This is a genomic window from Paenibacillus sp. DMB20 (assembly GCF_000987955.1).
In the GTDB taxonomy this organism is placed as follows: domain Bacteria; phylum Bacillota; class Bacilli; order Paenibacillales; family Paenibacillaceae; genus Paenibacillus_AQ.
In genome coordinates this window covers 312,420-327,811 of the sequence record NZ_LAZU01000021.1, presented here as the reverse complement: position 1 = coordinate 327,811, position 15,392 = coordinate 312,420, and the positions used below count along the sequence as shown (strand labels likewise).

Here is a 15,392-nt window from a genome sequence, read left to right as displayed (position 1 = left end):
ATAAAAATTAAATTTTTCCTCCTTTCTAAAAAACTTTTGAGCACGTGTTTATACCAAGTGCAGTAAAATTTGGGGATTCATGATAAACATCGGATGAAGAAATGGATGAGGCAATATCGAGAGAAGGGTGAGTTTGGGCTTGGATTAGCGAGGAAGACGCCAGCAGTATATCGACCAAGATCGTTACGTGAATCAGCTGAAACGGGAGAATGAAATGTTAAAAAAGTGTTTGGAAATTTGGATGCAGGAGGAACGATTCAAAAATATAGAACGATAAAGGAAGCAGCAGGCGAGTACAGTGTTAGTGATTTATGCAAAGTGTAAGACAGCTCCAGAAGTAGGTACTATGCTTTTTTAAAGAGGCATAAGGCGGATCATGACAAGCCATTGAAAGACTTGATTCAGACCGTATATCAGAAGTTATACTCGGTCGTATTCGCCAAACCATCAGTAACTATTGGAAAAGCTAGTCATGGCTTTAAACTCTGGACTTGATTCAAATCCTTTACTCATAGTAAACTCCTTATTTCTTCTTTGTTCAGCCAACATAAAACTATCTTCATTTATCAAGATCTACAGTCCAATCCATCTCTTCCTTAAACCAATTGCAGAATTTTGTCGAACCATTATCCATTCTCAAAGGGATTTCGCGTGCCCACATTTTAATGTCATTTATGAACATCTCTTTCTCAAGCCCTTCAAAGTTGTGTTTCTGTAACGCCGTGTTTAGGTACTCTAAGAAAAGATTCCCCAAATGATACCGTTGCTCTGCTTTATACATCTCTTCATATTCTTCTACCGTAACTGCAATATCGATTGTCAGATAGTTATCCTTTGTAAATCGAATAAATGACTTTCTTCCATAGGATTCAGGCAAGCATCTAAAAGCGATACCGATCGAGACATCGACATGACCATATTTTGAGTTTATGTTGGATTCCAATGCTTTTCTTAATTCACTGGCTAATTCACCAACTCTCGCACCAGCAGTATCTGAGACTATTGAAAAATCCATACACCTTCTCCTTCTAATCTCATCAAAAATACTCCCTTTCTTTTTGCCCAGACACCACCTGAATTTTCTTCCGAGAGAATACCATGTTCAGGATAAGAGCTGGCAATTGCGTCACGAATAATGTTATCAGAGGCAATATCTGCTGAGGTTACAAGTTCTCCAACATTTTTATATGTTACTTCTACGAGTGATTCCGTCCTTAATTCAATCATTTTTTTCCCAGCTATGCGAATTACTCTCTCCGCGAATTTGGCCCATTCAAGTGCTTTATCTTTCACTTTAGACCCTCCCAAAATATTAATGTTCCTAAGGAATTGGTCTATCGAAAATCAGTAATTGAGCTTTATTGATCATTTATGCTTTTTAATTTCCTATAACTGCGTCTTTATTATAGTCCATACCATACCATACCATACCGAGCGTACCATAAAAAAAACGAATCCCTATGATGTGGAATTCGTTCTATCATGCTTATATTTATTTAACTTCAACGGGTTGCAGAACCTCATTCGGCTCTTTTCTTAGAGTCAACATGACGATAAAGGAAATGCAGTATAACGCAGCCAAGTAGATCATGACGACCGTCATATCATAACTTTGCAGAATATAGCCGACAAAGATTGGCGAAAATCCTCCAATGGCTCTACCGAAGTTAAAAATTGTATTTGTGGCCGTACTTCGAATCTGCACGGGATAGAAGCTGCTAATTAAAGCTCCATACCCAGCAAACATGCCATTCGAGAAGAAGCCGACAATCGCGCCACCGATTAAAATAGCGACACTTCCAGCAGCGTAGGAGTATAAAAACACAGCACATGCAGAGGCAAGCAAGAAGATGCCAAAAGCACGTTTTGCACCAAATCGGTCCATAAACAGGCCGAACGCCAGCATCCCAATAATCATGCCAACCGCTGTACTAATGGTCCACAGAGCGGAACTTGAAACGGATAAACCTTGCGATTTCTGCAGCATGGATGGCAGCCAAATCATCAAACCATTGTAACCGGCAATTTGCACCGTTGCCATAATAATCAATGAAATTGTTGTCATCGATGTTCTAGGCGTTTCAAATAGTTGAGCCAGCTTGCCTTTTTCATGTTGCTTGTTGATTTCTTTATTCTTCTGGGCAGCCAGCCACTTTGGAGATTCTTCAAGGTTCTTTCGCACAATAATGGCGAAAATGACAGGTACCACGCCAACAAAGAATAGGGCTCTCCATCCCAAGGACGGAAGAATGACAGCGCTTAGTAACGCTGCTAAAATAACGCCGTACTGAGCACCTACACTCACATAGGAGGATGCTCTTCCTTGTTTGTTTTTCGGCCAAGCCTCAGCAACGAGAGCCATACCAATGCCATATTCGCCCCCTGCGCCAAGACCTGCGATAAATCTGAAAATATAAACTTGTTCAATATTCGCTGCTAATCCCGTTAAAGCCGTTCCAATCGCAAACAACAAGACGGTATGCGTAAACACTTTTACTCGCCCATACTTATCAGCTAAAACCCCAAAAATAATACCGCCTAGCAGCATGCCGATATTCGTTATGGAAGAAATCAGTCCACCCGTTGCGAAATCAATGTTAAATTCTGAAATAATCATTGTCATCGCAAAGGAAATAAACATAATGTCCATTCCTTCCAACGTTAAACCAGCTACTGAAGCTACCACTGTTTTCTTACGATAATCCATTCTAACGTTCCTCCAATTTCTTGATGATAAAAACTCTCTTTTAGCGTGTTTGAGGGAATGGATTACACAAGACTTTCCATTCTCTTTTGAAGCCTCACAGGACTCCCTTTAAAAGAGGTGCTTAAGCAAAATAAAAAGCCCTTCTTGCACAGAGGGCAAAAAGGGCATGCGAAGACATAGATATTATTAACCTAAAATATCACGTAGCCCTTTTCAGCCTCTCTGGACTGTATTAAAGGAAAATTTATTCCGTGATACATACTAGCAAAATAGTGCAGAAGATGTCAACATCCGTTATATTTCTGATGTATTTTCATTTCTTCTATTTCTACTTTATAAAAGGGATTGGACTTTGTTGAGAAAAATGCCCACACTAAATTGTTTTGAATATCAACATTTGCAAAAAAACCTTCATTCCCCATGCTACCTTCACCACAGATAAATATATGTTTCAATCTCACACCAGATATCAGCATTAAAATTTTCTACACTTTCTATGGAAGTTTCACATACTGGATTTATAAAGAATTTGGTTATATCGTTATCAAGCACTTCATAAGAATCCATAATAATAATCTTGCCTGTTGAATAGACTATACCTTGCAATCCCTGGTAACTTATTATTTTTCCAATGATATTTTATAGTCTCATTATTTTGCATTTTTCCTCCGTAAAAATCCATTTCTATAATAACTTATTTAGTGTCTACACTTATTGCCTGAAAGATTGGCCATTAAAAACCACCCAAGTTACTAGATTTTGATCAACATTTGCATATCTTCTGAGGGCGTTTTCAATTCTTGTTCGAATCAGAAATGATTCCTATCTTTTTTAGAAACAAAAACCAATCATCCTGTTCAGAATCCGGGATCACCTTGCAATATCCAGATCCAAACACAACATTTGTCAAAAAGAACTCTAATTCTCCCAAGCCATTCATCGTCGTTCCGTCTTCATCCAATCTATAAACAGTTCCATCAAATCTATTCATGATTAAGGGTTCATAAAGAATCTGGCCGATTGATAACCATGATGCTTTGTCATCTTGAATATCGGAGAGAACATATTGATTACGCTCTAATTCACTGTAACTCCATAAATCAATGTCACCGCACCGCGCTCCATTTGTTAATTTTAATAAGTCGTAATATCTCCCTAGCTTTAGAGAATCCTCTTCTTCATGAATCCCCGTGATCCCATCATTTAATTTCCCAAAAACAATCGTTGAAGGATCTACCTTTAAACCTTCTTTTAGGCAATCCATCATTTTTGTAATGGCTTCATTCATTTTAAAATCAATCTCCCTACATCAAAAAGATTCTAGAATTCTATAACCTGCTATTTGTGCCAACTCCTTAATCTCATCAATGTCAGTGGATGGAACCGTGATTAGAACGTAACAGTCGCTTTCGATATCCAAACATGCCAACGAGATTCCCTTTTCACTTAGCCTTTTGGAAATTTCATTTAAGTACTGTGATGTCGGCAGTTCATCAAATTCTCCATCCTCAAAATCTTCCCATCTTATGCACGCCATTTTCTTTCTATCTAGCAATTCATCAACAACATCGCATAGGTATAACCCTGATTCTTTCCAGTCGATCTCAAATGCCAAATCATGTTCAAGGAGTGCATCGACGAGCGAAATCCATGCCAATTGATCAATCGGACTATCGATTCCTCTTTCATCAAGTCGATCTTTGAACTTCTCGACATAGGCTTCCGGCTTTTCTAAAGCTAATGAAACCTCTGCAACAATTTGTTCTTCCACATCACAAGAAAGCTTTTGCACAAGCAACAGCATTGCATTCATATCACCCACTCCTTTTCTACCTAACAGTTGAAGGTAACTCGTATTCTTAAAATTTCACAATGAAATGCCTTTAACGTATGATGCGTTGCGCATCAGGTACTTTTTCATATTGAATTACGAATTGCAATATCTCATCATCATCAATTTTGTACCCTGGTTTATCCTTTGGAATTGCAGCCAGAGGCGTTTGAAGCAGCGGATGTTCTATATTAGGGGTAGATAGTCCCTCTTTTTCTCTTATGAATTGAACACAATAATAATCGTAAGGAATACATTCAAACGATAAAATTTCACTTAATTTATGTGGCGTATCGCTTAGACTATAGATATGAAAATCACATAGCTCATAGAGATGCTCTCCGAAATCATTTGTATCGTTCCAACTTCGCATTAATTTTTGGTAGACATGATCTACTGGTAAAATATCAAACAATTCAGGCATTTCTCCCGTTTTCCATTTGTGATATAGGCATGTCATAAAAACATGATGGGTCTTATTCTCAGCATAAAAATCTCGATCTTTCGTGAACATATTTGTTGCATAGTTGTAGGTCAGCTCTGCAATATCTTCATAACCCCACAATAAGGCAAGCCCGATAAGTCCCCCTATTTGTCTATCTGATACATTTCTTCTACTTGGATTGCTTTTGATCATTTGATTCAACCAAAACAGTTGCTGCTCTAATAAAATCCATCCTGATGGTTCCCCATTGAATATTCTATGTTTTGCATTCATTTCAAGGTGTACACCTATTAATATTTTTAAGCGATCAGCTAAACGATTTCGTTCATTTTTTTCAATCAAGTCTTTCATTTCATTCAGTCGAGCATCACGTATTTCTTTCACTTCTTCATCTGAAATTACTCGTTTTTTGTACTCTTTCATCGCCCGATCAAAATACTTCCAGTATTTATTAGTACGCATGCTTTCACACCTTCACATTAAGAAAATTGCCAATAACTTTGTATGGGGTTCTCAATCGAACCTTCTAACATTCGTGCATATATATAGATAGCACCAAACGAAAAAGGATAACTTTTTCTTGGCTTTAAGAGTGTATCTGGATACCCATCTTCATCGACCTGGAATATAAAATCAAAACCGTCATCATGCAACCCCTTATAGTAATACTTTTCTCCCTGAATATGCCTTGGAGTTCCCCCAAATTTGATAAGAAAACGCTCTTCAAATGATTGTTTATCACTCACAATATCGGCTTCCGAAATAAAGTGCTTTACTAAATCGGGGTCGGCAAAAGTATCAAGTTTACTCTCTTCTGATTTAGGGTGTTTCATGGTGAATAACGAACAATTTGGATATCTATTTCTAGAAATACGATCTTCAAATTCTTTAGGAGCAAAAATGGAGATCATCTCATGATCATCAAAAGGGTTAACGATCGACAAATAAAAATACATTCCAGTCTCCTTATTTATCATGTCTTCCAATTCATCAAAATAAGCTGGTGCATTCCCTCCGATCCATCCATTACCGCTATCATTTTCACTCGTTTGGAAAAGCATACACTCTTTTCGTTCTTCAAGAATTTTCAAATCTTTCATTGTAATCTCCATTCTATTCACAGTCGCCTCTTATCCGTATCTATAGTGACTACATGATACATTGCATTTATATATATTCAACAATCTTTAAATATACAGGATCTGTATCCACCTCTATTAATCCCTCAACGACTGGAAACAAATCTTTAATAAGCGGGTGTTCCATAGTTTCCACTTCTAGTCCCATTCTTTTTCTCAGCAAAAGGGGGGCAAGTATTTCCGATGGTAAAAGCATTTTGTCTTCCCTATCAAATTCCTGGTACATTTTTGTTCTACTTAAATGAAATTCACAAGCTTGGTTCACAGAAGCATGGATGTCTTTCTTGGTTTCATCCATCAAATCGTTTATCAAATTTGTAAATATGTCATTTAGCGGTTTAGGGAATTCATGAGAAATTTCTTTATCCTTATAGAATACGGAGAACATTCTGTTTACAAACTGGCAAACGGATTCGGCCGGCTCTACATTAAAATCGATATGCTCAGGGGAGGCGTACTCTAACAATTGATGGGCTTTGTCTACTTCCTGTAAAATTAATAGATTACAAGCAGACAAACATACGTCTACGTACCATATTGGTTTAATATCTCCCATTTTTCCTGATGCATATAATAAATGATCTATTGTTCCCCATAACATACTTTGTTTAAGTGAATAAGAGTACTCTCCCTTTTTGTTCAAATAGCGTTCTAAAAAATCAGCACAATACCATGTGGAAAGTGTATTACATGCAATGCCTAAGGAAATAAAATCATTTTTTTCTTTAGGGCTTTTCAAAAATTTTTCTATAACCGTATAGCTTTCTTCATACATATACGGCCGTTCTTTATATGCAAATCCTTTACTCCATCTTTTAACTTTATTCTGTATTTTTTTATGTAGATTGCTTTCCAACTGTAATCCCTCGTTATAGGTATCATTTTTTACCTTTTATTTATAAGACAGATTGTAATATGAAGTGCGACACCTAAAAAAACAAAGGCCCATGAGGGTTTCGTGTAAAATGGGAGTTACCACACAACCATTCACACAGGAGAACCCAACATGAGCTACTCCCATCTTAGCATAATTGAACGCGGGCAACTAGAGACCTTGCATAGACTAGGCTGGTCCTGCAGGCGGATCGGTCGTGAGTTGGGCCGTCATCCTTCTACCATTGCACGGGAACTGAGTCGTGGCCGAAAGCCAGGCGAAGCTTATACCGCCTGCACGGCCCAGCAGACACATCAGGAGCGGAGAATGCGGAGCCGGAAAGTATACGGACTCTCTGGCCGAAGAGATTGATCTTAAGCTGCAGGAGACGTGGTCGCCCGAGCAGATTACACAGAGACGCCGAGCGGAGGGCAAGACTTCCGTGTGCTTCAAAACGATCTATCGCTGGCTCTACCAAGGCCGCGTGGCTAGCGGAAAGGTTCAAGTTCTGCGGCAGAAGGGGAAGCGCCGTAAACCTGTCGAAACCCGGGGCCGCTTCCTCGTTGGAACGCCGATTAGCAACGGCCCAAAGAGGTTCGCCAGCGCACGACCTTTGGCCACTGGGAGCTGGACACTGTCGTTTCCAGCCGGGGCAAAAGCAAAGCCTGTGTCGCCACCTTCATTGAACGGAAGACACGCCACTACCTTGCCCTAAAAATGCCGGACCGAACTGCTCACTCCATGGAGGTGGCCGTCGGAGTTATGGCTAGCCAGTATCCACAGGAGGCATTTCAGACAGCAACTACCGACAGAGGCAAAGAATTTGCTTGTTATACTGCCTTGGAGGCCGTTCATGAAGTGCAGGTCTACTTTGCAGACCCGTATTCCTCGTGGCAACGGGGGTCGAACGAGAACGCAAACGGCCTGCTCCGGGAGTTCTTCCCGAAGGGCCATGACTTTGCCTCCGTAACCGACGAACAACTCGCTGAGGCCATCCGCTTAATGAACAACCGCCCCCGCAAATGTCTCGGGTGGAAGTCCGCTCACGAAGCCTTCATGGAGGAACTGTCGCACTTAGCTTGACAATCCGTCATAAAAAAAGAGCAGCAATAAAAACCAATCTCAAGGACTTTATACCACTCTTTTATAAGTGCTTAATTACAAATATACCCGCGAAAAGGAAATCTCTTGTTTTACAACGCCAACATTAAAATGCCCATCTTTTCCAGTTCTGCCGTCCTCACGTCGCCAACACTTCTTCCAACGTCATATAAACGCCTCCTTAATGGATAAATCTCCGCATTTCAGGGTGTACCGTTAGGTGTAATCCTCTTGCCTTATCGGCTCGGACTTTCGGCAACGGTATGTTTCCCGCTATTCTTCTTACCCAGCTTGTAGAATCAGAAGTCGGGAAAATATTCTATTCCAATTGAGAACATTCATACAACAAATTATTTTTATAGTCATCCGCAGATACTCTTACAACTTCAGGATCTTCAGGAACTTTAAATACAACAACATGCGTTCCTTCTGTTTTCTCTGTCCTGTTCATCTTCTCACCATTATGACCATTTCATCATCCGCAAGCAACCTCTGGAACTCAGAATAGATCACATTTTGCTTGTTTCATTAACTTTTACTGTATATCGGATGGACCGCTTCCTTATGCTATTTCTAATCTACAAGAAGCCTAAGAAGAAGCACCACACGATAAGGATTTTGACAGAGATATGCCAAAAAGCGAATCTGATAAGTATTACATAGCCCCCTTTTATAATAGAAAGCACCTATTGTTCCTTGAAATAGAAACAATAGATGCCCGATTAGTTGACAATCATAATGTTCGCTTTTCGTAAATAATCCCTCGAATGGAACTTTCCAGAAAGTTCTGCAATGCTTAAAGCTAAATTTACTTACCTCGTTCCTTGAGCGATTGCTTTCGTTTCATGAACTGTACCATATGGATGCTCAGGCGGGGCATAGATAACGTAAACTTTAAGGGGGCGATTACCTGTATTGGTTATATTGTGCCATTTTCCAGCAGGTATCATAATTGCATAGTCGTCATACGCCATGACTTGAAAATTCAAGTTATCTCTGCTATCACCCATTTGAACAAGTCCCTGACCTTCTTCAATCCGTATGAATTGGTCAGTTGTCGGATGGACTTCCAAACCTATGTCTTCACCAACATTAATACTCATCAAAGTCACTTGGAGATATTTCCCTGTCCATAAAGCGGTGCGGTAATGATTGTTTTGCTCGGTTGCTTGGTCAATGTTCACTACAAATGGTCTTGTTCCATAATCTTGTAATGTGATGTTTCCATAATAAGGATTACAGTTGTGGTTGTTCCAATTGTAATAATGGGGATTCCCATCATAACTCCATTTGTTATTCCGGTGGCAATGCATTGGATGATGCCATTGATAGTGATAGCATGATTTAGAGTACATATTCATGCTCCTCTCAGTGATTTTCTTATTGACCATTTATCCTATGCAACTGCCTAGTTACATGGCAAGAAGAATTTGGCAAGGGTCCTCCGGTTTACAACGATAAAAAAAAGGAGCGGGCTTTGCCCGCTCCATGATTATATCCGCCAATACATCGCAAACATTAGTCTTTCCTCACTATCAACGCACAGCACTCCACATGACTCGTCTGCGGGAACATATCGACAGGCTGCACCCACTCGATGCCGTAGCCCCCATCCAGCAGGACCTTGCAGTCCTTGGCCAGCGTGGACGGGTTGCACGAAACATAAACAAAACGGCTGGGCTTGGTACGCAGCACCGTCTCCAGAAAACGCCGATCCAGTCCCGTACGGGGCGGGTCGGCCACAATGACATCGGGCTTCAAGCCGTTTTTAACCCACCGCGGAAGCAGTTCTTCCGCCGCCCCCACGTGGAAGCTGGCATTTTCGCGCCCGTTGCGGGCCGCATTCTGCTTGGCGTCCTCTACCGCTTCCGGGATGCTTTCGATCCCGCGGACCTCCTTGGCATACGGGGCAAGCCACAGGCCGATCGTGCCCGTGCCGCAATAGGCGTCGATCACCGTTTCCTTGCCGGTCAAGCCTGCGGCAGCCCTCACGGATTCGTACAGCTTGACCGTCTGCTGCGGATTCAGCTGGAAGAATGCCCGGGGAGACAGCGAAAATTGCAAATCGCTCAGCGATTCCTGCATCGTTTCCGAGCCCCAAAGCGTGATCGTCCGCTCACCGAAGATGAGCGAGGTTTTCTTCGGGTTGACGTTCAGGGCGATCCCGCTTACTTCCGGCACCGATAAACGCAGCAGACGGACGAAATCGTCCTGCCGGGGCAGCTTGGTCCCCGCCGTGACGAGCGTGACCTGAAGCTCGCCGGATTGGAAGCCGTGGCGGACCACGATGGTACGCACGCCGTCCTTGGCGCCGTTTTCTTTGTATAGCGGAATGTTGAGCTCTTGCAGCACGGCTTTCACTTTTTCCACGGCCTCGTTCACCTTGGGGTGCTGAATCGGGCAGCCGCTGATATCCACGATATCATGGCTTCCCGGTTCGTACAGGCCGGCAATGACCTCGTGCCCCCTCCGCTTCACCTGAAGCTGGGCTTTGTTGCGGTAGTCCCACGGGTGCTCCATGCCGAGGATCGGTTTGATTTTAATGTCATCCCGCCCGGCATAACGGCTGAACGCTTCGCGTACGATGTCGGTTTTGGCCTGAAGCTGGCCCTCATAGGAAATATGCTGGATTTGGCACCCTCCGCAGATCCCGAACACCGGGCAAGGAGGTTCAATCCGCTGCGGAGAACGCTTCTCCACTTGCAGCAGCTGTCCCTTGATGAATTTGGCTTGGTTTTCCCGGACCTCGGCCTTAACCACCTCATTCGTCAACGCGCCGTCGATGAATACCGCCTTCCGGCGGTAGTAGCCCACGCCTTCGCCGTTAATTCCCAAACGTTTGATCGTCACGACGATGACATCGCCGACGCGCAGCTCCTCGGCATGTTCCCGGCTTTTAGAGGGGCGTACTCGCGGTGCGTCTTGTTTGCGGGGCGGTTTGGCGGCGGCAGCTTGTCCGTTTTTCCCTTTATGCAGCTCCCGCTCACGAACCAGATCGCTTTTGCCCGAAATCCTCAGGGGCTTTGAATTACCCGGTGGTTTATTCGCTGAAGCTCCCGGGCCGGTATGCTTCTCCTTTTTCTTCATGCTTCCATATGTTTTCGTCCCGGAACGGGAACGCCGTTGTTCATCCATCAATCGATTTCTCCATCCTGTTTGGTTTCGTGTCCAATATACCATGACGGCTGAGCGAAAGCCATGCGGGGCGGGGAAAACCAAGTTCCTTCCCTCCTTTTCCTTACTCAGCTTACCTGGAATCTGGGGGCCATACCTAACGATACGCCCCAATAGACGGTTATAACCGCAATTGGAACTATGCAAAAATTCTAACGGACCTCAGATCCGTTGTTTGAACATTTAGATTCATTTCCGGCCACTGCCAGCGTTTTAACGGAATCCGTGTCCTTTAGAGAACCAAATCCCCGTTTTTGGAGTAAATAACGGATCCTATGTCCGTAAGCGAACGAAGCAGCTTTTCACCTTTTTGTCACTATATAGATAAAGTGGCTTTATCGGTTTACTGTCGTGGGATCTCTGGCTCAATGGCGCAAATGGCAGCGATTACTACAGCCTATATAACAGGTGAAAAATATTTTTTTCCGCTAACACCCTCCAATGATGAAACTTTACATTATTTTTAGTCGTCATATAATAGAGGTAAATTATAACAACATCTAAATTCTAAGGAGGACAAACGAGTGAAGAAGTTTTGGGCTGCCTTTCTGGCAGGAATACTTATGTTCCCTATGCTATTCCAGTCACAAGCACAGGCAGCGGTAAAAATTAACATTTTGATTAATGGGGTGCAGCTGAAAACCAGTCAGTCGCCCGTCATGATTCAGGGGCGTGTCATGCTGCCAATGCGTTCCATGTTCGAAGCCCTGGGAGCAAAGATAAATTGGAGTCAAAGAACTCAAACGGTGACGGCAGTTAAGGGCAGCACGAAAATCGTGCTGAAAATTAACGCCAAAACGGCAACGATCAACGGCAAAACGGTCAAAATGGACGTACCTGCGAAAAACCTGAAAGGTGCGACCATGGTTCCCGTCCGTTTTGTCAGTGAAGCCCTGGGCGAAAAAGTCGGCTGGAGCTCCAGAACAAAAACGGTAACGGTAACCACCGGCTCCGTTTCTTATCCAAAGCCCGGCAACGGAGGAGGCACTACGCCTCCAAGCAACCCTATACTCGGCATGGTCAATTACGTCTCGTTGAAAGATATTGGAAATTACGGCGATGGACGCGACTTGCAGGTCAACTTCACCAAGTCGTACAACGAGCAGCGTGCTTCCCATTACCGCGTGATGATCGTAAAATCATCGAAATCATCCGGCTTCGGCTTGTCTTCCGCCTATTCGGTACCATCTGCGAATTACACCTCGGTGTATCCTAACGGTTCCGATCCGTCGGTTACCCTGACAAGCGCTTCCCGCGATGTGGATGGCGATCTCATCCGCGATAATCAAGCTTATGTCGGTTACGTACTGGCTGTAGGTAACAACAGCAACGAAACTGTATTGTCGAGACCATCTTCCGCACTCACTCTGACCAATTCCCAGGCTGTCGAAGCGGCTACCAACGTCCGTGGGAACGATGTCAGCGATTATGGCGACGGAAGGGATCTTTCCGTAAGCTTCACCCGGGCATCCAACGAAAGCAACATTGCCCATTATCGGATATTTGCCGTCAAAACGAATGATATCAACAAATTCGATTTATCGGCTGCCAAATCCGCACCAAGCCAAAATTACGCCACAGTGTACAAAACCAGCTCCAGCAGCTCCACGCTGTCTGCAGTCCTTGGCTCATCGGCGCGCGATTCATCCGGTGAATTGATCCGGAACGGCATTTCTTACACCTTGTACGTACTGTCCGTAAGCAGCAATGAAAACACGACTGCAAGCAGGCTGTCATCAAGCTCTTCGTCCATCACCCTGAGCACAGGTTCTTCTACCTCCACTCCTGTCATTACGGATGTTACCGATGTGAGCGACTACGGAGATGGGCGCGACTTGCGCGTCAGCTTTACTAGAGTATCTGATGAATCAAGAATCAGCAATTATCGTATTTTTGTCGTAAAATCCAGCGACTCCAGCTACTTCGATTTGAACAGAGCCAATAATGTATCAAGCAATAACTCTACCTATGTCAGCAAAACGGGGTACAATACGATCACCCAAACGCTCTCTTCAACTACCCGCGACGTTGACGGCAACTATATTAGAAGCGGAGTTTACTACCGGGTATTCGTCATGGCCGTAAGCAACGGAAGTTATTCCAGTTACAACACGCTCTCATCGGCCTCAAGGGAAATTATCCTGTCGGGCAATACGAATGGCGGCGGCACAGTAGGCTCTGTTTCCGGCCTGTATATCAGTGATGTTAATGATTACAATGATGGCAGGGACCTGGAGGTATCGTTTAATCGCCTTTCTGATGAAAGTAACCTCAGCCATTATCAGGTATTTGTCGTGAAATCGCACAAAACCCTGGATCAATATAAGGCCGAGTCGTTATCAAGCTATTATTACACGCAAATCTATAAAACCGGATATAACATCAGACAAACGCTGAACAGCGGCAGCCGCGATACCGACGGGGATTATATCCGCAACGGCAACAGCTACCGGGTATATGTTCTGTCTGCACCATATAGCGGGTACAAAGCGCTGTCTTCCTCATCTTCGACAATCACGTTGACTGGCAACCAACAGGTTGACCGTCCTACGAACGTCGAAGCGAAAGATGTTGCCGACAAAAACAATGCAAGCGACCTACAGGTTACGTTCAGAGGTCCTTCCAATGAAAGCAACATCAATCAGTACAAAATCCTTGTCGTTAAGAGTCAAAATGCGCCATATTTTGATCTTTCTAAGGCTAATGCGGTATCCAGCAGCAATTCTACTGCAATAAACAGATCAAACGGAAGTTACACCGTGAACCTTCCATCGGGAGCCACAGACGTAGATGGAGCGCCGATTCGTAGCGGAGTCCCTTACAAAGTGTTCGTTCTGTCCGTAGCAACTAAAGGCACCAATGCGCTGTCTTCCGCTTCTAACGAAGTCACGCTCACCGGCAGTACCCCGGTAGATAAGGTAACAGAAGTAAAAGGGAGCGATGAGGGCACCAACAACGACGGGCGCGACTTGATCGTTTCCTTTAAGAAAGCGGCGGACGAATCCAGAATCAGCCACTATCAGGTGTATGTAGTCAAAGTTAATAAAGCACAAAATTTCACGGAGGCCGTCGCCAACAGCAACACCAACTTCACGCGATTTGACAAGAAAGGTGGCGACTTCTCCCAAAGTTTGGGCAACACCTCTACAGATACCGATGGTGAAAAAATCCGCAATCTTGTGGATTACAATATTTTCGTGCTCTCGGTGAGCAAAGACGGTAATGCGAACAACAACGCGTTGTCCGCTCCATCCGCACCCGTTACGCTTTCAGGCGAAAATGTAGCGCCGCCGCAGAATGTAAGCGCGACTGTATATTATTCAGATAGTACTGCTCCTAACGAAATCCGGGTTACGTTCGCACCGCCTGCCAATGCGAAAAATATTAAGGAATACAGGGTTATGGTTATTCCTTTCACCAAGTCGTTCGGTTTGGATGAAGCTAAAAAAGTAACTGCTGGAAATTACACTGTCGTTGAATCCAGTAAAGTTTCCGAAATGCCTATTAAACTGTTTGAAGGCCAAACACTTGATGTAACCGGCGCGAAGATTGCCAAAAATACATCATACAAAGTTGCCGTCCTTGCCGTAGGAGACGGAACCACAACAGCTTCCAGTGAGCTTTCGGATTCCACGGCCGGCGAACTTATTATAAGAGACCCTAAAGAAGCAACCAACGTAACAGCTTTGGTCAATCAGGACGGTCTTCAGGTCAGCTTTAAGAAAGCTGCCGTCGAACAAGGCATCGGCGAATACCAGATTATGCTTGTTCCGGATGAGACGGTAAAAAGCTTCAGCCTGAAAACCGCGGCAACCGTCAAAACCGAGAATATCCAAACCGCAGCACCGACAGGCAAAGATCAGAAGGTCACTGTACCTATGCCTACTGTCGATTCGTTTGGTAAGGAGATTCAACCCGGAAAATCTTATCAGGTGTTCGTCGTGTCCGTTGTCAAAACGGATAAAACGACTGCAACGACCGTAATGTCCCAGCCTTCCAAATCCTTCGTGCTGAAATCTGCAGACGCAGCAGCCAAGGTTGGAAACTAATACAATCTTTTGATCTTCCCGTTTTCAACCAAAAAGCCCGACTTTCCGTCAATGACGTGAAAGTCGGGCTTT

At 43.7% G+C, this 15,392-nt stretch carries 11 protein-coding genes and 1 pseudogene; 2 read left to right on the top strand and 10 right to left on the bottom strand.

Features of this window, described 5'->3' with window-relative positions; genetic code table 11:
* Nucleotides 1-559: 559 nt before the first annotated feature.
* From XI25_RS08745 to XI25_RS08710, 8 genes are all read right to left on the bottom strand, one after another.
* Complete coding sequence (locus XI25_RS08745; protein ID WP_046678220.1) at nt 560-1,015, bottom strand: hypothetical protein; 456 nt, start codon at nt 1,013-1,015, stop codon at nt 560-562.
* The gene (locus XI25_RS08740) at nt 1,000-1,293 is read right to left on the bottom strand and encodes an inositol monophosphatase family protein (RefSeq protein WP_046678219.1); all 294 of its coding nucleotides are present in this window, start codon (nt 1,291-1,293) and stop codon (nt 1,000-1,002) included. Before XI25_RS08740 ends, XI25_RS08745 begins: the two co-directional genes overlap by 16 nt.
* A gap of 199 nt (nt 1,294-1,492) precedes the next feature.
* Entirely contained in the window at nt 1,493-2,707 is a 1,215-nt protein-coding gene (locus tag XI25_RS08735; protein WP_046678218.1) for an MFS transporter, read from the bottom strand.
* 793 nt (nt 2,708-3,500) lie between these two features.
* A complete protein-coding gene (locus XI25_RS08730) occupies nt 3,501-3,995 on the bottom strand; it encodes a hypothetical protein (RefSeq protein WP_046678217.1) in 495 nt (164 codons plus the stop codon).
* A 21-nt stretch (nt 3,996-4,016) separates the two neighbouring features.
* Nucleotides 4,017-4,520: a DUF6630 family protein gene (locus XI25_RS08725; protein WP_052759528.1), complete on the bottom strand. Its 504-nt coding sequence runs from the start codon at nt 4,518-4,520 to the stop codon at nt 4,017-4,019.
* A 70-nt stretch (nt 4,521-4,590) separates the two neighbouring features.
* On the bottom strand, nt 4,591-5,445 hold the full coding sequence (locus tag XI25_RS08720) for a hypothetical protein (RefSeq protein ID WP_046678216.1): 855 nt from the start codon (nt 5,443-5,445) through the stop codon (nt 4,591-4,593).
* Between the two features lie 17 nt (nt 5,446-5,462).
* Nucleotides 5,463-6,083, bottom strand: a complete 621-nt coding sequence (locus XI25_RS08715) for a hypothetical protein (protein ID WP_046678423.1) — start codon at nt 6,081-6,083, stop codon at nt 5,463-5,465.
* A 67-nt stretch (nt 6,084-6,150) separates the two neighbouring features.
* On the bottom strand, nt 6,151-6,978 hold the full coding sequence (locus XI25_RS08710) for a hypothetical protein (protein WP_046678215.1): 828 nt from the start codon (nt 6,976-6,978) through the stop codon (nt 6,151-6,153).
* A gap of 150 nt (nt 6,979-7,128) precedes the next feature.
* Between XI25_RS08710 and XI25_RS08705 the strand changes: the two are divergent.
* Nucleotides 7,129-8,079 (top strand): annotated as a pseudogene (locus XI25_RS08705) (IS30 family transposase).
* Nucleotides 8,080-8,909: 830 nt separating this feature from the next.
* Here XI25_RS08705 and XI25_RS08700 read toward each other — a convergent pair.
* Both XI25_RS08700 and rlmD read right to left on the bottom strand, forming a co-directional pair.
* Nucleotides 8,910-9,452, bottom strand: coding sequence for a cupin domain-containing protein (locus XI25_RS08700; RefSeq protein ID WP_046678422.1), 543 nt, complete (start codon nt 9,450-9,452; stop codon nt 8,910-8,912).
* Nucleotides 9,453-9,615: 163 nt separating this feature from the next.
* On the bottom strand, nt 9,616-11,232 hold the full coding sequence (rlmD, locus tag XI25_RS08695) for a 23S rRNA (uracil(1939)-C(5))-methyltransferase RlmD (RefSeq protein WP_082112283.1): 1,617 nt from the start codon (nt 11,230-11,232) through the stop codon (nt 9,616-9,618).
* A gap of 563 nt (nt 11,233-11,795) precedes the next feature.
* On the opposite strand from rlmD, the gene XI25_RS08690 reads away from it, so the two are divergent.
* The gene (locus XI25_RS08690; protein ID WP_046678214.1) at nt 11,796-15,320 is read left to right on the top strand and encodes a copper amine oxidase N-terminal domain-containing protein; all 3,525 of its coding nucleotides are present in this window, start codon (nt 11,796-11,798) and stop codon (nt 15,318-15,320) included.
* The last annotated feature ends 72 nt before the right edge of the window (nt 15,321-15,392 follow it).